Source organism: Sphingomonas sp. NPDC079357 (genome assembly GCF_044901155.1).
Lineage (GTDB): Bacteria > Pseudomonadota > Alphaproteobacteria > Sphingomonadales > Sphingomonadaceae > Sphingomonas.
The window spans coordinates 849,977-865,964 of sequence record NZ_JBJDOM010000001.1; the positions used below are offsets into that span (position 1 = coordinate 849,977).

Below are 15,988 nucleotides of genomic sequence, written 5' to 3' on the forward strand. Positions count from 1 at the left end.
CTCCCGGGTCGATGGCGGGGGCTGGCCAGCACCGACAGCACTTGCTGGAGCGCATTCTCGCGCTTCCGCCCGCGGATGTGAGCCGATGCCTAGCGTCGATGCGCCGCGGCCTTGATGACCGCCATGGCGACATTGTCGCGACGCTGCGCCAGCGATTCGAGGAGGTCAGCGCGGGCCGCGCGTTGCCGCCGGTCAGCGCCGATCAGGCCTTGCTGATCGCGGCATACTTTTCCGAGGAATACGCCTTCGAAGCTGCCGCCCTCTTTAGTCCAAGCATGACGGTTCATCCGGATCAGGAAGGTGTCGGAGACGGGTCACTGCGTTTCGCTCTCTCGATGAGGGGCGTCGGAGACGGCCATGTATCATCGATCACCTTTCGCTCGGGCCTTCTGGATGCTGCCGGACAGATCGTGATGGACCCGCCCAGTCCGCAAGCCTCAACTCCTCGGATCATCCAGACAGCGGGAGCCGATCCGAGCCGGACTGCCGTCAGATTGGCGTTCAACCGGCCTGATGACCTGTCCGCCGTGGTCATCTTTCCTGTTACTTTTGAGCAGCGTCACGGTCTTGAGGACCTTCGCCTCGTGCGCTTCGTCGATGACGACGCATCGGTCCGCTATGTCGGAACCTACACCGCCTTTAGCGGCGAGGGAATCCGGCAGGAGCTGCTGCACACGCTCGACTTCCAAAGCTTCGATCTGTTGCCGTTGGCCGGGGATGCCAGCGCAACCAAGGGCATGGCGTTGTTCCCCAGGCGTATCGATGGGCGCTTTGTCATGCTCGGCCGGCAGGACCACGAGAGCCTTTCGCTTTTGTATTCGGATGACCTTCAGCATTGGGATACGGGCATCGCCATCATGCGACCTCGGTACGACTGGGAACTCGTTCAGCTCGGCAATTGCGGGTCACCGATCGAGCTTGAAGAGGGCTGGCTTGTCGTAACCCATGGTGTCGGCATGGTCCGCACCTACGCCATTGGCGCATGCCTGCTCGACTTGCATGACCCTTCTCGCATTCTCGCACGAATGACCGAGCCTCTTATCGTTGCCGGTCCGGCCCAGCGCGACGGCTACGTACCCAATGTCGTCTACAGCTGTGGGGCGATCATTCACGAAGGCAAGCTGATCGTACCGTTCGGCGTCGCCGATTCTTTCGTGATGTTCGGGACGGTGCCGGTGAGCGAGGTGCTCGGCGCGATGACGCCTTGTAGATAGATCGAAAAAGTCTGCATCGATCGAGAGCGGCCTCGTCGGAAAAGCGCTACGCGGCTTGCTCCGCCTTTCTCGCTATCGCGCGTGCATAATCGCGCACGTCGGTGAGATCCTGTTCGACGAACCTTGTATTCAGTCCTTCGACGATATGGCCAAAATGGAAGTGCTCCGATGGCGCCATTCCAAATGCATGTTCGAGGTAACGATCGAAGATGGTCCTCAGCGACTGAATCTGGCCCTGCTCGTCGAGCCAGACCGCACTAGTGCCGGATGAGGTGAAGCTGACGAGGCGCTTGCCCGCCAAAACGCCGCGCGCGGACCGCTCCTGCAGGTCACGCGGCATGACGCCTCGCCCAAATACCCGCTCGACGTACCCCTTGAGCATCGCCGGCGGCAACCCAAACCAGATCGGATACACCAAGACGAACACGTCAGCGCCGTGCAGGAGGCGGATCTCCTCTTCGACGTCGGGATGGGGGTGGAACATGGCCCCGGGCTGTTCCGAGGCCCTGAGCGCCGGTTGAAAGTTCATCGCGTAAAGGTCCCGCACGCAGGTCTCGTGGCCAAGGGCGGAAACCGCGGAGCAATACGCCTCGGCGACCGACGCATTGAAGCTGCCTTTTTCCGGATGACACAGGATGACTGCGTGGCGCGGCGGGGATGTGATGTCGGCGGACATGGGCATGCTCCTTCACCATAGGCCGGTATCGGAGTCCGAGGCGTGTCGCCGTACGTGATTGTCCCACGGCGCGCGCGTTCTGCAGTCAGGCCAGAAGTGCTCCGTACATCTACGAATGGAGGCGAACCCCCGTCCCGTCGATCATCGCAGAAGAGATTGATGGAGATGACGATGAAGGATCTGCTGCTGCTTGTGCGCGACGACATTGGGCAGCCCGCCCGTCTCCGTGCAGCACTTGACCTGGCTACGCTGCTGCAGGCGCGGATCACCTGCCTCGAAGTGGACGAGAGCATGGCGACCGAGGACGATCTCGCGCCATCGACGATCGAAGGGCGCATGCTTCAGGACGTTATGTTGCATCAAGCGACCAGCAACCGGAGCTGCGTGGAGCGAATGTTCCGTGAAAAGGGGGTCGAGTGCAATTGGACTACAGTAAAGGGCAAGATTGCCGATAGCTTGAGCGATCATGCAGCCTTTCACGACTTGACCCTCGTCAACACGCAGCCCCGAACCTACTCGTGGCGCGACGGCAGTTTTGTCGTGTCCGACCTGGTCCGGACGACGCATCAGCCGGTCCTGCTGGTCCCGGAGGAGGACGGATCGTCGGGGTTTCAGGGCCGCGCCGTCGTCGCCTGGGACGGCTCGCCTCCTTGCATCGCAGCAATGCGCGCGGCGGTTCCTCTCCTGTCCCGCGCCAAAACCGTGTCGCTGATCGAGGTCGGCGAGCACCACGACGGTCCCACCGTGCAGCGGGCGGCCGCCTATTTACAGAACCATGACGTGCATCTTCACGTGGATACGATCCCGGGACGCCGACCCGCCGACTGGCTGCTGTCGCGTTGCCGTCCCGAACACACCTCGTTCTGCGTGATGGGGGCCTTTGGCCGCTCGAGGGGGCGTGAAGCCGTGTTCGGTGGCACCACCCTTGATATGCTCGAAGGCGCGCGCGTGCCGCTCTTCGTCGCGCATTGAAGGGCGATGCCGCGCGCACTCGGCGTCGCTTGCCAAGCGGGAGAAATCAGATGAGCACCATGCGCGCCGCCGTCGTGCGCCGCTTCGGCGAGCCGATCGTAATCGAGGAATGGCCAATCCCAGTGCCCGGCCAGGGAGAGGTGCTGGTCAAGGTTGCGGCTAGCGGCGTGTGCCACACCGACCTTCACGCCGCGGACGGTGACTGGCCGATCCGCCCATCGCTACCGCTCGTACTGGGGCATGAGGGCATCGGCCATGTGTGCGCGATGGGTCCCGGCGTTGCCGATCTTCGCGAGGGCGACCTCGTCGGGGTGCCGTGGCTCCACGACGCCTGTGGAGCGTGCGAATGGTGCCTGCGCGGGTGGGAGACGTTGTGCGAGCGCCAGCACAACACGGGCTACGGCGTTCACGGAACGCACGCCGACTATGTCATCGCCCGAGCAGCGTTCGCCGGACGCGTTCCAGCTACCGACGATCTCGCGGCACTCGCCCCCGTGCTCTGCGCTGGTGTTACCACCTACAAGGGCCTGATAGAGACCGGCGCTCGCCCGGGAGAGTGGGTCGTGATCTCCGGTGTCGGCGGCTTGGGCCATGTCGGCGTGCAATATGCGCGAGCGATGGGATTTCGCCCGATCGGCCTCGACACCAATGCTGACAAGCGTGCGCTGGCGTTGGCTTGTGGCGCTGAAGCGGCGGTGGATGCGGCGGCGACGGACGCGGTCGACCAAATTGTCGCGATCACGGGTGGCGGGGCGCACGGCGTACTGGTGACGGCAGCGTCGCTACCGGCGTTCAGAACGGCGATCGGTGCCGTACGGCGGGGTGGCACCGTCGCCCTCGTTGGCCTGCCGCCCGGTGACATGCCGCTGCCCATCTTTGACGTCGTCCTCAAGCGCATCACGGTTCGCGGCTCGATCGTCGGCACCCGCGCGGATCTTGAGGAAGCGCTCGGCTTCGCCGCACGCGGCCTGGTGAAGCCGCGCGTTACGACCTTTCCCCTTGACGAGGCGAATGGCGTTTTCGAACAGCTGCGTGCGGAAACGGTGGACGGTCGCGCCGTGCTTGTTCCCTGACCGTGACCGTGACCGTGACCGTGACCGTGACCGTCGCCGATCTACCGAGCGCGTCAACTATTCTTTCCCTAGGTCAGGCTCTGGGATGCGGACTGCTGATCGGGACCGAACGCGGCTGGACGGATCGCGAGCAGGCTCCGGGAACGCGCGTCGCCGGCATCAGAACCTTCGGACTGCTGGGCCTTTGCGGAGGCCTGTCCGGCTTGCTACACCCCATGCTTGGCGCCGTGATCGCCGCAGGCTGCGTGGGTCTGATCATCTACGGCTACGTCCGTCAGCGCGCCACCGGACCGGACGCAAGCGCGACGACAGCTGTCGCCGCGTTGTTGGCCGTGGCAACCGGGGCTGCCGCCGGCGTCGGCCAGGGCACCGCGGCCCTGGCCGCCGCGGCCATCGTTACGCTGGTGCTCGCCAGCCGGGAAACCCTGCACAGCTGGCTGGCCGGCTTGGACAGAGTAGAGCTGCTCGCGACTGCGCGGTTCTGCGTAGTTGCGCTGGTGATCCTGCCAATGTTGCCCGATCGCGACCTTGGTCCCTATGCCGCGATTAACCCGCGCGCCTTATGGCTGGTCGTCGTCCTCGTCTCAGGGCTGTCCTTTGTTGGTTACCTGCTAGCGAAGCGACTGGGACCTGCGCGCGGTCTGCTCGTGACCGCAGCTTGCGGCGCTATCGTCTCCTCCACGGCTGTGACCGTTGCGTTCGCCCGACGGCTGGGCCCAGAAGCCCCTAATCGCCAGCTCGTCGGGGGAATCGCGATCGCTTCCGGCGTGATGTTCGCGCGCGTGCTGGTGCTCGTCGCCTTACTGGCGCCTGCCTTTACGATCCCCATCGCGGTCGCCGTCGTGCCCGCCCTGGTTGTGACGGCGCCGTTCATTGTGCTAGCATTGCGCGCAGGTTCTTCCGTTCGCGGGCAGGCGCTAACGCTTGGCAACCCGTTCGACCTGAGACCTGCGTTGCTGCTCGCGGTGATGGTCGGCGGACTGGCCATTGCGAGCCGGTGGCTGCTCGATCGTAGCGGTGATGCAGGCGTCGGGCTGCTCCTTGCCGTCACCGGTGTGGCCGATGTGGACGCCGCAGTGATCACGTTCAGTCGATTGCCGGCCGGCTCGCTATCTCCGCAAAGCGCGGCAGCGGTCCTGGTCGCACCGGTCCTTCTCAACACCGCCTTCAAGGCGGTGCTGGCTTTGAGCTTCGGTGCGCGACCGTTCGGGATCCGGGCCGCGTGTCCACTTGCGCTAGCGGTGATCGCAGGCACCGCGGCGACAGCCCTCGTGGTCTGGTAGGCCACCTACGGGTTATCACGAATGATCGCCCACCCGCTCGTCCGATAGGTTTCATCCCGAACAGAACGGGAGATGCGAGATGAAGAATGTCCTCTTGATGGTTCATTGCGATGCTGGCCAGGAAGCCCGCTTCCAAGCCGCACTCGATCTCACCCGCGCGCTGGACGGCCATCTGACCTGCGTCGATGTTTTCGTGCCCCAGGTCGTCGCCGATGACTATTACATGGGTTCCGGCAGCGCGTGGGCGATGGCCGAGGCGCATGCGGCCGAACGCCGGCACGGCACGCTCATCCGTGATCGCCTCCAGCAGGAGGATGTCTCTTGGGATTGGATCGATGCGACCGGCGGCCTGTCCAATCGCGTGACCGACGCGGCGGGGCTAGCGGACGTGATTGTCTCCAGCAGGCAGGCGGATCGCATGTTCGATCCCAACCTGCCGAGGGTCACCGAGGACATCGCGATCACGAACAACCAGCCGGTGGTGGCCGTGCCAGCGGAGTGCAGGGGAATAGACTGGCACGGACAGGCAATGGTCGCCTGGGATGGCTCGGCCGCCGCGATGGCCGCTTTGCGGGAAGCCACGCCGATCCTGGCGCTCGCCGCCGATGTCGAGATCCTCGAGATCGATGACCGGATTTCCGGTCCAACGGCGGAAGCGGCCGCTGGCTACTTGTCACGGCACGGCGTCCCTTCGACGATCGAGCGCATCCACTCGCTCCATCGCCCTACGTGGGAGCTGATCGAGGCGCGTGCTGATCAGGCGAAGGCGAGCTACATCGTCATGGGCGCGTACGGCCACAATCGGACGCGGGAGCTGTTCTTCGGCGGTGTGACCCGCTCGATGATCCGGGACAGCGCCTATCCGCTGGTACTCGCGCATTGAGCACGGTTCGCGACCTAACCCGCTCTACAAGGTTGTTCGGGTGCGCTATGCCGACGTCATGCCGCACGACGATGCCCTCGACCATGCAGACCGTGCAAAAGCAGGCTCATTGCTGAGCGACGAACTCGGGCTGCTGATCGACAGCGCGACCAACTACGCGATCATCATGCTCGACCCGCAGCGGCGAGTAACGGTGTGGAATGTCGGGGCGGAGCGGCTACTCGGCTGGTCGGAGGCGGAAGCGATCGGACGATCGACGACCGACTTTCTGCCGCCCGAACACCGCTCCGCCGGCTTTGGCGAAGAATGCGATACAGCGGAGCGCGTCGGCCGCTCCGAGGTCGAGCTGGGGCAACCCACTGCATCGGGTCGCATCTTCCCGGCGAATAGAACCGTTACGGCGCTTCGCGACGTTGACGGCCGTCTTCGGGGGTTCGGTCTCGTCATCCGCGACCTTTCCCAGCACCGAGCAGCAGAAGAAGCGCTACGCGCCCAAAAGGATCATCTGGCGTCGATCCTTGCCACGGTCCCGGACGCGATGATTGTGATCGACGGGCAAGCCCGCATCCTGTCGTTCAGCGCCGCCGCCGAGCGTCTGTTCGGCTACGCGGAGAGCGAACTGCTCGGCAATAACGTCAATCAGCTGATGCCTTCACCGGACCGAGAGCGCCATGATCGCTATCTCGGGCGGTATCACGAGACCGGGCAGCGCAAGATCATCGGCATAGGACGCATCGTGATTGGTCAGCGGAAGGACGGCTCTACCTTCCCGATGCATCTATCGGTTGGCGAGGCCGGAGATAGAGACCACCGCATCTTTACCGGGTTCATACGCGATCTGACGGATCAGCAGCGAGCAGACTTTCGCCTGAAAGAACTGCAGTCCGAGCTGATCCACGTGTCCCGATTGAGCGCGATGGGAACAATGGCGTCGACGCTCGCGCACGAACTCAACCAGCCGTTGACCGCCGTCGCGAATTATCTCGAGGCCGCGCGGGACCTGATCGACCAACCCGACGAGGAGACGCTCGCTCTGGTACGCGAAGCCGTCTCGGAGGCCGCCGCCGAATCTCTTCGTGCTGGCCAGATCGTCCGGCGGCTACGCGAGTTCGTCGCGCGCGGGGAGGTGGAGAGGCGCGTTGTCGACCTGCCCCGGCTCGTCACTGAGGCAATGGCGTTGGCTACCGTCGCAGCGCGCGAGAAAGGTATCACCTGCGCGCTGAATCTCGGCCCGTCTGCCCAAGCCGTCCTCGCAGACGGGGTTCAGATCCAGCAGGTTCTGGTCAACCTGATCCGAAACGCGGTGGAAGCGATGGAAGGCATCGCGGACGCGCGCCTGTGGGTCTCAACAACACGCGTGACCGAGAACACGGTGCTAGTAACCGTGGCCGACAACGGTCCCGGCCTTTCGGCCGGGGTCGCCGCTCAACTCTTCACCGCTTTCGTCTCGACCAAGAAAGCGGGTATGGGACTTGGCCTTTCCATCTGTCGCACGATTGTCGAAGCCCATGGTGGTCGAATAGATGCGCAAGCTCGGTCGGGCGGCGGGACCGAGTTCAATTTCACCTTACCGCGCGTAACCGGAGAGGAGCATTGATGGCCGACAAGCGGCTGATCCATCTGATCGACGACGAAGAATCGATCCGCCGGTCAGCGGGCTTCATGCTCAAGACGTCGGGCTTTTTAGTGCAGACCTATGCCAATGGCGTAGAGTTCCTTCGCAACGCACGGCATGCCGCGCCAGGCTGCATCCTTCTCGATGTGCGGATGCCGCAGATGGACGGACTTGAGGTTCAGGAGCGGCTGCACGAGGCTGGAGTGACCCTGCCGGTCATCATCCTGACCGGCCATGGGGACATTGGTATCGCAGTTCGGGCGATGAAGGCAGGTGCTATCGAGTTTATCGAGAAGCCCTTTGAAAAGGCGGCATTGCTCGCCGCGATTGAAGCAGCATTCGCGCGCCTTGAGCATCGGGACGATGTCGAACAGGTCGAACGCGAAGCGGACGTTCGCCTTGCGGTGCTGACGCCGCGAGAGCGAGAGGTGCTGGACGGCTTGGCTCGTGGGCTGCCGAACAAGACGATCGCCTACGACCTCGGGATTTCCGCAAGGACGGTCGAAGTGCACCGGGCGAACCTGATGACGAAACTCGACGTGCGCAGCTTTTCCGACGCGCTGCGCGTCGCCTTCGCCGCAGGGCTCGGCCGGGAGCCCGCGAGCTGAACGCCACGACGCAAACTCGCCTACGTACAAGTCCGCAATGCCCGTGCTGAAGGATTCACTTAGCGTTCTCTCCGTCAACAGGGAGAGACCAGGTGATCAAGGACTTACTGCTCGTCATCGACATCAGCACGAACGACGATGCGATCGTCGCCGCGGCGGTGCGCATGGCCGGGCATCATCAAGCCCATCTCTCGGTTGCCCTGCTCTCGGTTATCCCGGTGCCCGACTATACCGTCATGGTTTTTCCGCCGTATGTCACTCTCGACGAGTACCGCGAGAAGGCCGAGGCTAAGGAAAGATCGGTGCGGGATCGCGCAGCGCGGGCCGGCGTGGATGTCGAAATTCGCATCCTGTCGGATACCGCCCGTGTCCTGCTCGACAAAACACCTGCGCAAACACGCTACGCCGATCTTGTCCTTTTCGGCCCGCCAGCGACGTGGGAAGACGAATGGCTGCGTCGCCGCGTGCTTGAGAACGTCATTCTCGGGTCCGGTCGCCCCGTGCTTTCTTTACCGCTGGACGGCACCGTACCATCCTTCGAGCGGGCCGTCATCGGCTGGAACGCGGGTCCTGAGGCGACGCGCGCAATCCAAGTCGCCTTGCCTCATCTCAGCGCGCATGCGGACGTCGTGGTCGCTATCGTCAATCCGGAGACATCGGCCGATCACCACGGAAGCGATCCCGGAGCCGACATCGCCTGCCATCTGGCGCGCCACGGGCTGCGCGTCGACGTCGCGACGACGACGGCGCATTCGGGAGCCGAGGCCGAAGCTCTGCGAGCCATGGCAGCCGATCGTGGTGTCGATTTGCTGGTTCTTGGCGCCTTTGCAAGGTCGCGATTGCGGGAGCTGATCCTCGGCGGCGTGACCGAGGACATGATCGGCACCGTCGCGACGCCCACGCTGCTCATGCATTGAGGACTATAGCCATGACCTTCAACGCGCAGGGTTCGCCTTCTTTGCCCCCGATCCGGCACCTCCTCGTCTACGCCAATCCGGCGGCGGACAGCTTCGATCATGCCATTGTCGAGAGGTACGTGGCCGAGACTTCGCGCCGTGGGCAGGAGACGATCGTCCGCGATCTCTATGCGATGGCGTTCGATCCCGTGCTTAAGGCCGAAGAGCGCCCTCTGCATGGCGGAGGCTGGACCCCCACACCCGAGATCGCCACAGAGCTCGAACTGATCGCCTCGGCAGACATTCTAGTACTGGTTTACCCAATCTGGTTCGGCCTGCCCCCTGCCATTCTCAAGGGCTATGTCGACCGGGTTCTCGGCGCCGGCTACTCGTTCCGGGACATGCACGATCAAAGCGGTCAAGCGGCACTTGAGGGGAAGCCGCTCCTCTCGTTCAGTACCTCTGGCACCTCGGATGCTTGGCTGAGCGAGCACGGACAGCCAATGTCGCTGCGCACGATCTTCGACGTGTATCTGTGGCGAGGCTTCTGCATGAAGCAAAGCGAACACATTACGATCGACTCCGTGGTGCCGAACATCAGCACCGCTTATGCCGCCGAGCAGTTGGAACGTGTCAGATCAACTGCGGAACGGACGTGCTCGACGCTCGCGAGCGACCGCCACGCTGGCTACACCGCTCGCGTGATGGCGCGCCGGAAGCAAGGTTCGGCCGGCTGATGCTGGCGACCCAGCTCGCCTTCTCGAGCGCGATGGTGGTGGGTACCATCGTAGTGCATCTCGTCGGCCTGCTCCTGCTGCTCAAGGTCATCGACCACGAGGCCATACCGACGAAGGGACGCGCCGCAATCGCGGGCGACGTCATGCGCGTCATTGCCGCCGCACTTGGGCTTTTTGCCCTGCATACCGTCGAGATCTGGGCATACGCGTTCGCTTATCTGAGACTCGGTGCGCTCGATCAGTTTGAGAGCGCGCTCTACTTCTCGACGGTGACCTATGTCGCCATCGGCTATGGCGACGTACTCGTCGACCCAGCATGGCGGGTGAGCGGCGCAATCGAGGGCGCCAACGGCATTATCCTGCTCGGCTGGTCCACCGCGTTTCTTGTCAGCGTCGTTTCCAAGCTTCGCGTGCTCGAGCGGCGCTGGGAAGACCCGCTCGAGCCAGCCGGGCCGCCTGGGACGCAGGCGAGCGTCGCCAGTGTTGGCAAAGAAAGGCGCACTTGATGCTCGATCAGCTCTTTACACGCATCGCCGGGCGCGTGGCTGCATGGGCGGGCCAGCCATTGGCGTTCGTCACCGCGCTGCTTGCGATCTTGCTGTGGATCTCGACGGGGCCGCTCTTCGGATATTCCGACACGTGGCAGCTCGTGGTGAACACCGCCACGACGATCGTCACGTTCATGATGGTGTTCCTCATCCAGAATTCGCAGAACCGCGACGCCGCCGCGATGCAGGCCAAGCTCGATGAGGTCATTCGGGCTCTCGAGCACGCCCGCAACCAGTTCGTCGGTATCGAGCACCGCACCGATCAGGACATCGAGCGCATCCGCGCTGAACTCGAACGGGAATGTGCCTCCGAGGATCCGGGGCATGGTCCGGTCACGACCGTCAAGAGGCTGAGCGCGCGTTATTGACCGGAGATTACCCGGTCCGCCCTCCCGCGTGCGCCGATGATGAGCGGCGCTATCGCGAAAGCGAGAAGCCCTGCAATGGTCAGCGCCAGCCGAGCTTCGGTCTGACTGGCCCATTGCTCCGACAAGGAGGTGCCCCGCAAGGCTCGCGTCAGCAGGTCTTCCATCAGGAGGAGGAGGATCAGCGAAACCGCGCCCATCGCCAGCCGCTCGGCTGCCGCAAATCGTGGCCGTTCGCGCCGCAGGCACCACCGGCCTATGCCGACGCTCGCGGCAATCATGATCGGCAGTTCGACAACCAGTGCTGTAGTCGTTCCCAGGGCGGGCGCGACCGCCAGTTCGCGGGCCGTGCCCAGTAGAAATCCGACGGTGAACGTACCGGACGCGTACAGCCCGGCAACACTGAGGGTTCGGCTCACGATCGCCTCCGACTTGTCGGTTTCCCGCATCACGGCGACGATGTTCCTGTGCATCGCGTTTCGCTCCCGATTTGGAGCCTTCCTATCCGGCTGCGCTCGCTCGTCGCTGTACGTGATTGTACGGGTGCCAGACCCTTACCGTAAGGCCTCCGGCAAGCGCGAAGGTGATGCATCCGGCTACAGCGAGTGCCCACATGCTGCCGCTGGGCGGCGCCAAAGCAAGTACAGTTCGCAAGACGGGCACGCTCAGGATCGCGGCGAGCATCACGGCTACTATCCCCGCGACCGCCGCTGACATGCGGTTCGTGGCCCTGCCGTCGATGCCACCCACACGCAGACGGCCGCGATGGAGATGGATCATGCAGAGAAGTAGCGTGCAGAGCGTGACGAACGTCACGGCGCGGACTTGGTCGGGTGTGCCGAGCGATCCGGCAAGGCCGGCTACCGCACTCGCGATCGCGAAGGCGGTCGCCCCCAGGCACACACTCCAAATCAGCATGGAACGGTCGAACAGACGGGCATTCGCTGCGCGGGGTGGACTTATCATGGAACCCTCCCCGTCAGGCTCGGCTTCAAATACCAGCGCACACACCGGGTCGATGACGATCTCCAGCAGCGCAATGTGTAGCGGCCCGAGGAGGAGCGGCGAACCGGTTACCAACGGCAGGATGGCGAGGCCGGCGATCGGCACGTGCACCGAGACGATGAAGCCTGCCGCCTGCCGGATGTTGTTGTAGATGCGTCGGCCGAGGCGAACCGCATCGGGTATTGAGGCGAAGCGATCATCCAGGAGCACGAGGTCGCCCGCTTCGCGCGCTACGTCGGTCCCGCGGCGGCCCATCGCCACGCCGATGTCTGCGGCTCGCAACGCCGGTGCGTCGTTGACGCCATCGCCGATCATCGCCGCAATCTCACCCGCATTGTGCAATGCTCGAAGGATCCGCAATTTCTGGTCCGGTGATACGCGCGCGATGATCGTCACGTCTTGGAGCGCCAGTGCCAGCGCCTCATCCGAGAGAATCTCCAGTTCGCTGCCGACCAGCAGATTGCCTTCGGCTATCCCGGCCTGGCCGGCGATGGCGCGTGCGGTGGCGGGATGATCGCCCGTGATCATGACGACGCGGATGCCGGCCGCGCGTAGCCGCGCGATCGCTGGCGGGACGTCAGCGCGAACGGGATCGATCAGCCCCACCAACCCGTCAAAACGATATGTCAGTTCGTCGAGGCGCTCGGGTATGGCGCTAATCGAAATGGATGCGCTTGCGACGGCGAGCACGCGCTGTCCGGCGGCGGCCATGGTCGCGATCCGGGCCTGTAGGAGAGTTTTCAGGGCAGGGTCCGGAACACAAAGGGTGAGCACCGCTTCCGGCGCCCCCTTCACGGCGATCTCTGCCGTCCCGTCAGCGTTCGCATAGGCCACGCCGACCGCTAACAAGTCTCGACGTAAAGCAAAGGATTTCGCAGGCGAGCGAGCCGGCTCCTCGCGCCCTATCCGGATCGCAACGTCCATAGGGTCGGCTGATGCTGGCAGACAGGCAGCTGCCGCGATCGCTTGAAGTCGGTCTGAAATTTTCGCCTCAGGTGTCCACCAATTGACGACGCGCATCTGATTTTCGGTCAAGGTGCCGGTCTTGTCCGTGCATAATACCGTTGCAGCGCCCAGCGTCTCGATCGCCGCTGCCTGCCTGGTCAGCACGCCTACTGTCGACAGCCGGCGTGCGCCCATCGCGAGGTAAACAGCAAGCACGACCGCGAACTCTTCGGGGAGCAGCGACATGCCGACCGCGATTCCGGAAAGCAGCCCCGCTGACCAGTCGTGCCGCATGAAGCCATGGATAAGGAGAACAGCGAGTGCTACCACTCCGCCGCAGAGGGCACTGATCCGCACGATTGCTTGCGTCTCTTGGCGGAGCCGCGGGGCGCCAACGTCTAACGACGAAAGCGCGCCGGCGATGCGACCTATGGCGCTTGCGGAGCCCGTAGCCACCACGCAGGCTGTCCCTGCGCCCTGCGTAACTAGAGTGCCCGCCTTGATCGCTCCGTCCACGCCAGCGGTCTTGGGAACAGGGGCCGACTCGCCCGTGAGCAGGGATTCATCGACTTCGATGGCGGCGTCGCCCAATAGTACCGCATCCGCCGAGATCCTGTCTCCTGCATCAAGAACGAGAAGATCACCCCGAACAACTTCTCTGGCAGCGATCTCAGCAGCTCCACCATCTCTAACGACCCGAGCACGCGGAGCCGCTAGTGCCCGCAGGGCATCGAGCGCGTGCTCGCTACGTATCTCCTGAACAATCGTAATCGCCACAGAAACGCACGCGAACAGGGATAAGATAATAGCTTCCGCCAAGTCGCCGAGGACCAGGTAGGTGACACCGCCCGCGATCAGGAGCAGGAACATAGGTTCTTGGACGACATCAAGGGCGATGGCCGGAGCGGTACGGATGGTCGCAGCGCCTACCTCGTTTGGCCCGTCAGCCATCAAGCGCTGAAGTGCAGCCTCGGTCGTCAGCCCGACTGCCGCCCCGACGATAATCTCATCTTCCGATGCGACACCTGACTGCCCTTGCGCGCCCTCAGTAACCTCACGCTTAAATAACGGCTGATCCGCATGGCTGTCGGGATCACAGCGATCAGAAACGCGATGACCAGCGTCGGACGTGTCACCCAGAGCATTCGCCATTGAGCTTTCCTCTCCGGGGGTGAATGCGGCCGGCCAGCACCGCTCGGGAGCCGATCGGCACCGCGCGTTTGACGACTAGCAGCAACATGCGAACATGCCTTCTTGTCCGGCATAGCACCGCGCTTGTGGTTCGCTTTACGTAGATCCACGGATGATCGTCAGCGTACGCGTGAACGAGCCTTCTCGCACCGTCTCTGAAAAGGCCGGATTTGGCCGCGCGCCGCCGAACAGCCGTTGTCATTGGATTTCCGTATCGGGGGCTTGTCTTGCACCAAATTGTTCGATCCGGCGTTTGATCGTCGTCATCCTCCATTCGAAAGTACGTTATGAAGACCGTGACGCTCCCAGGTTTGGAGACGGTGCCCGCGCTCGGCCAGGGCACCTGGATGATGGGCGAGCGGCACGAGTGCCGCGCCGAAGAGATTGCGGCGCTCCGCGCTGGTGTGGAACTTGGCATGACGCTGATCGATACCGCCGAGATGTATGGCGACGGTGCGGCCGAAATTCTGATCGGCGATGCACTCGGCGACGTGCGCGACCGGCTGTTCCTTGTCAGCAAGGCCTACCCGCAGAATGCGTCGCGCAAACGCCTGGCCGGCGCCTGCGAGGCGAGCCTGAAGCGGCTCGGCACCGACCGTCTCGATTTGTATCTGCTCCATTGGCGCGGGTCGGTGCCGCTCGCCGAGACAGTCGAGGCGATGGAGGCGCTGAAATCCGCGGGCAAGATCCGCTATTGGGGCGTCAGCAATCTCGACACCAATGACATGGAAGAGCTTGTTGCGGCGGACGGCGGCGCCTGCGCGGCCGACCAGATCCTCTACAATCTCACGCGGCGGGGGGCCGAACACGATCTGCTGCCCTGGCTTGGCGATCACGGCATGCCAGCCATGGCGTACAGCCCGGTGGAACAGGGCCGCCTTCTTGCCGACCGCACCCTTGCTACGACCGCGAGCAAGATAGGCGCGACGCCGGCGCAGGTGGCACTCGCCTGGGCGATGCGCCACGACGGCGTGATCGCCATTCCGAAGGCAGGCTCAGTTGATCATGTGCGGGAGAACCGCGCGGCGGCCGATATCGTCCTTTCGGACGCTGATCTTGCAACACTGGACGCAGCGTTCCCGCGCCCCCGCACGCGTCGCCCGCTCGAGATGCTCTGAGCCTTCCGCAATGGCGATCTTCTTCACCGCCGACACGCACTTCGGTGATCATCGCACGATCAACATCCACCGCCGCCCGTTCGCCAGTGTGGCGGCAATGGACGAGGCGATCGTTGCCGGCTGGAACGAAACCGTCGGCCCTGACGACGAGGTTTGGCACCTCGGTGACGTCGCACGTCGTTCGGCGGACGTGGCGGCCTTGCTGGCTGAGCTCAACGGCATCAAGCATCTCGTCCGCGGCAACAATGACGATCCCGCTACCGGCGATGCCGCAGGCTGGGCGAGCGTTCAGGACTATGCAGAACTGACGCAGGACGGCGTGTTGCTGGTGCTCTGCCACTACCCATTCAGGAGCTGGAACGGACAGCATTGCCGCTCCATCAACCTGCATGGGCATAGTCATGGCAAGTTGAAGCCCTTGCTGCGCCAGTTCGACGTCGGCGTAGATGCACGTGGCTTTCGGCCGACGACACTCACCGCACTCCTCGGCGGAGTTTCGAGCAGCGAGCCTGGCGAGAGCTCCGCTCGCCTGATCTCGTCGACAGCCTCAAGCGAGACGGTAGGGTGACCGCAAAGGACTATCCGGTCACACCCGATGGACGCTACTTCGTCGTCCGGGGGCGCCTGTGGCGGCGATCAAACCCGTCTTTGTCAGAACAGCAGCGCGCAGCCTTGGTTGGCGAACTCATGGGTGCGAGACGCGCCGTGGGGGTTGCGCTGCGCGCAGGCGACAAGGCTCGCGTTGCCGAGGCCCGTGCTCAGGTCGACCAAGCCAAGGTCGCGCTCGGCGAGCGCGGGCCGGTATGATGGCAGGATGGGACGCCTGATCTCAATCGGCACATGGTCGCCAACACGCCCT

17 protein-coding genes are annotated in these 15,988 nt (G+C 63.8%); 13 read left to right on the forward strand and 4 right to left on the reverse strand.

Going from position 1 to position 15,988, the window contains the following annotated elements; all coding sequences use genetic code 11:
- The first annotated feature begins 41 nt into the window (after positions 1–41).
- A complete protein-coding gene (locus ACI2JO_RS03960; RefSeq protein ID WP_404719431.1) occupies positions 42–1,214 on the forward strand; it encodes a glycoside hydrolase family 130 protein in 1,173 nt (390 codons plus the stop codon).
- Between the two features lie 46 nt (positions 1,215–1,260).
- On the opposite strand, the gene ACI2JO_RS03965 is transcribed toward ACI2JO_RS03960, so the two are convergent.
- Positions 1,261–1,890, reverse strand: coding sequence for an NAD(P)H-dependent oxidoreductase (locus tag ACI2JO_RS03965; protein ID WP_404719432.1), 630 nt, complete (start codon positions 1,888–1,890; stop codon positions 1,261–1,263).
- A 171-nt stretch (positions 1,891–2,061) separates the two neighbouring features.
- Here ACI2JO_RS03965 and ACI2JO_RS03970 point away from each other — a divergent pair, with 171 nt between their 5' ends.
- The 10 genes from ACI2JO_RS03970 (at position 2,062) to ACI2JO_RS04015 (ending at position 10,873) form a co-directional block, all read left to right on the forward strand.
- Entirely contained in the window at positions 2,062–2,862 is an 801-nt protein-coding gene (locus ACI2JO_RS03970; protein WP_404719433.1) for a hypothetical protein, read from the forward strand.
- A 50-nt stretch (positions 2,863–2,912) separates the two neighbouring features.
- Positions 2,913–3,935, forward strand: coding sequence for a zinc-dependent alcohol dehydrogenase (locus ACI2JO_RS03975; RefSeq protein ID WP_404719434.1), 1,023 nt, complete (start codon positions 2,913–2,915; stop codon positions 3,933–3,935).
- Between the two features lie 8 nt (positions 3,936–3,943).
- On the forward strand, positions 3,944–5,218 hold the full coding sequence (locus ACI2JO_RS03980) for an MgtC/SapB family protein (RefSeq protein ID WP_404719435.1): 1,275 nt from the start codon (positions 3,944–3,946) through the stop codon (positions 5,216–5,218).
- 79 nt (positions 5,219–5,297) lie between these two features.
- Positions 5,298–6,101: a universal stress protein gene (locus ACI2JO_RS03985; RefSeq protein ID WP_404719436.1), complete on the forward strand. Its 804-nt coding sequence runs from the start codon at positions 5,298–5,300 to the stop codon at positions 6,099–6,101.
- A gap of 40 nt (positions 6,102–6,141) precedes the next feature.
- Positions 6,142–7,698, forward strand: coding sequence for a PAS domain S-box protein (locus tag ACI2JO_RS03990; protein WP_404719437.1), 1,557 nt, complete (start codon positions 6,142–6,144; stop codon positions 7,696–7,698).
- Positions 7,698–8,324 (forward strand): response regulator transcription factor, encoded by a 627-nt coding sequence (locus tag ACI2JO_RS03995; RefSeq protein WP_404719438.1) that lies wholly within the window; start codon positions 7,698–7,700, stop codon positions 8,322–8,324. Before ACI2JO_RS03990 ends, ACI2JO_RS03995 begins: the two co-directional genes overlap by 1 nt.
- A gap of 92 nt (positions 8,325–8,416) precedes the next feature.
- Positions 8,417–9,241 carry a universal stress protein gene (locus ACI2JO_RS04000; RefSeq protein WP_404719439.1) on the forward strand — a complete coding sequence of 275 codons (825 nt, stop codon included), beginning with the start codon at positions 8,417–8,419 and terminating at the stop codon, positions 9,239–9,241.
- A gap of 11 nt (positions 9,242–9,252) precedes the next feature.
- Complete coding sequence (locus ACI2JO_RS04005; protein ID WP_404719440.1) at positions 9,253–9,957, forward strand: NAD(P)H-dependent oxidoreductase; 705 nt, start codon at positions 9,253–9,255, stop codon at positions 9,955–9,957.
- Positions 9,957–10,463 carry a potassium channel family protein gene (locus ACI2JO_RS04010; protein WP_404719441.1) on the forward strand — a complete coding sequence of 169 codons (507 nt, stop codon included), beginning with the start codon at positions 9,957–9,959 and terminating at the stop codon, positions 10,461–10,463. Before ACI2JO_RS04005 ends, ACI2JO_RS04010 begins: the two co-directional genes overlap by 1 nt.
- Positions 10,463–10,873, forward strand: a complete 411-nt coding sequence (locus tag ACI2JO_RS04015) for a low affinity iron permease family protein (RefSeq protein WP_404719442.1) — start codon at positions 10,463–10,465, stop codon at positions 10,871–10,873. Before ACI2JO_RS04010 ends, ACI2JO_RS04015 begins: the two co-directional genes overlap by 1 nt.
- Here ACI2JO_RS04015 and ACI2JO_RS04020 read toward each other — a convergent pair.
- Positions 10,867–11,343: a hypothetical protein gene (locus ACI2JO_RS04020; RefSeq protein WP_404719443.1), complete on the reverse strand. Its 477-nt coding sequence runs from the start codon at positions 11,341–11,343 to the stop codon at positions 10,867–10,869. The genes ACI2JO_RS04015 and ACI2JO_RS04020 overlap by 7 nt on opposite strands.
- Before the next feature lie 28 nt (positions 11,344–11,371).
- Complete coding sequence (locus ACI2JO_RS04025; RefSeq protein ID WP_404719444.1) at positions 11,372–13,972, reverse strand: cation-translocating P-type ATPase; 2,601 nt, start codon at positions 13,970–13,972, stop codon at positions 11,372–11,374.
- 326 nt (positions 13,973–14,298) lie between these two features.
- On the opposite strand from ACI2JO_RS04025, the gene ACI2JO_RS04030 reads away from it, so the two are divergent.
- Together ACI2JO_RS04030 and ACI2JO_RS04035 are read left to right on the forward strand one after the other, a co-directional pair.
- On the forward strand, positions 14,299–15,129 hold the full coding sequence (locus ACI2JO_RS04030) for an aldo/keto reductase (protein ID WP_404719445.1): 831 nt from the start codon (positions 14,299–14,301) through the stop codon (positions 15,127–15,129).
- A gap of 10 nt (positions 15,130–15,139) precedes the next feature.
- Positions 15,140–15,697, forward strand: a complete 558-nt coding sequence (locus ACI2JO_RS04035) for a metallophosphoesterase (protein ID WP_404719446.1) — start codon at positions 15,140–15,142, stop codon at positions 15,695–15,697.
- 83 nt (positions 15,698–15,780) lie between these two features.
- On the opposite strand, the gene ACI2JO_RS04040 is transcribed toward ACI2JO_RS04035, so the two are convergent.
- A complete protein-coding gene (locus ACI2JO_RS04040; protein WP_404719447.1) occupies positions 15,781–15,969 on the reverse strand; it encodes a hypothetical protein in 189 nt (62 codons plus the stop codon).
- Positions 15,970–15,988: the final 19 nt, after the last annotated feature.

Bases quoted from the DNA above. Each gene is read 5' to 3' on its own strand.
- ACI2JO_RS03965 (WP_404719432.1), bottom strand. From the start codon at position 1,890: ATGTCCGCCGACATCACATCCCCGCCGCGCCACGCAGTCATCCTGTGT.
- ACI2JO_RS03970 (WP_404719433.1), top strand. From the start codon at position 2,062: ATGAAGGATCTGCTGCTGCTTGTGCGCGACGACATTGGGCAGCCCGCC.
- ACI2JO_RS03975 (WP_404719434.1), top strand. From the start codon at position 2,913: ATGAGCACCATGCGCGCCGCCGTCGTGCGCCGCTTCGGCGAGCCGATC.
- ACI2JO_RS03985 (WP_404719436.1), top strand. From the start codon at position 5,298: ATGAAGAATGTCCTCTTGATGGTTCATTGCGATGCTGGCCAGGAAGCC.
- ACI2JO_RS03995 (WP_404719438.1), top strand. From the start codon at position 7,698: ATGGCCGACAAGCGGCTGATCCATCTGATCGACGACGAAGAATCGATC.
- ACI2JO_RS04005 (WP_404719440.1), top strand. From the start codon at position 9,253: ATGACCTTCAACGCGCAGGGTTCGCCTTCTTTGCCCCCGATCCGGCAC.
- ACI2JO_RS04010 (WP_404719441.1), top strand. From the start codon at position 9,957: ATGCTGGCGACCCAGCTCGCCTTCTCGAGCGCGATGGTGGTGGGTACC.
- ACI2JO_RS04015 (WP_404719442.1), top strand. From the start codon at position 10,463: ATGCTCGATCAGCTCTTTACACGCATCGCCGGGCGCGTGGCTGCATGG.
- ACI2JO_RS04020 (WP_404719443.1), bottom strand. From the start codon at position 11,343: ATGCACAGGAACATCGTCGCCGTGATGCGGGAAACCGACAAGTCGGAG.
- ACI2JO_RS04025 (WP_404719444.1), bottom strand. From the start codon at position 13,972: ATGGCGAATGCTCTGGGTGACACGTCCGACGCTGGTCATCGCGTTTCT.
- ACI2JO_RS04030 (WP_404719445.1), top strand. From the start codon at position 14,299: ATGAAGACCGTGACGCTCCCAGGTTTGGAGACGGTGCCCGCGCTCGGC.
- ACI2JO_RS04035 (WP_404719446.1), top strand. From the start codon at position 15,140: ATGGCGATCTTCTTCACCGCCGACACGCACTTCGGTGATCATCGCACG.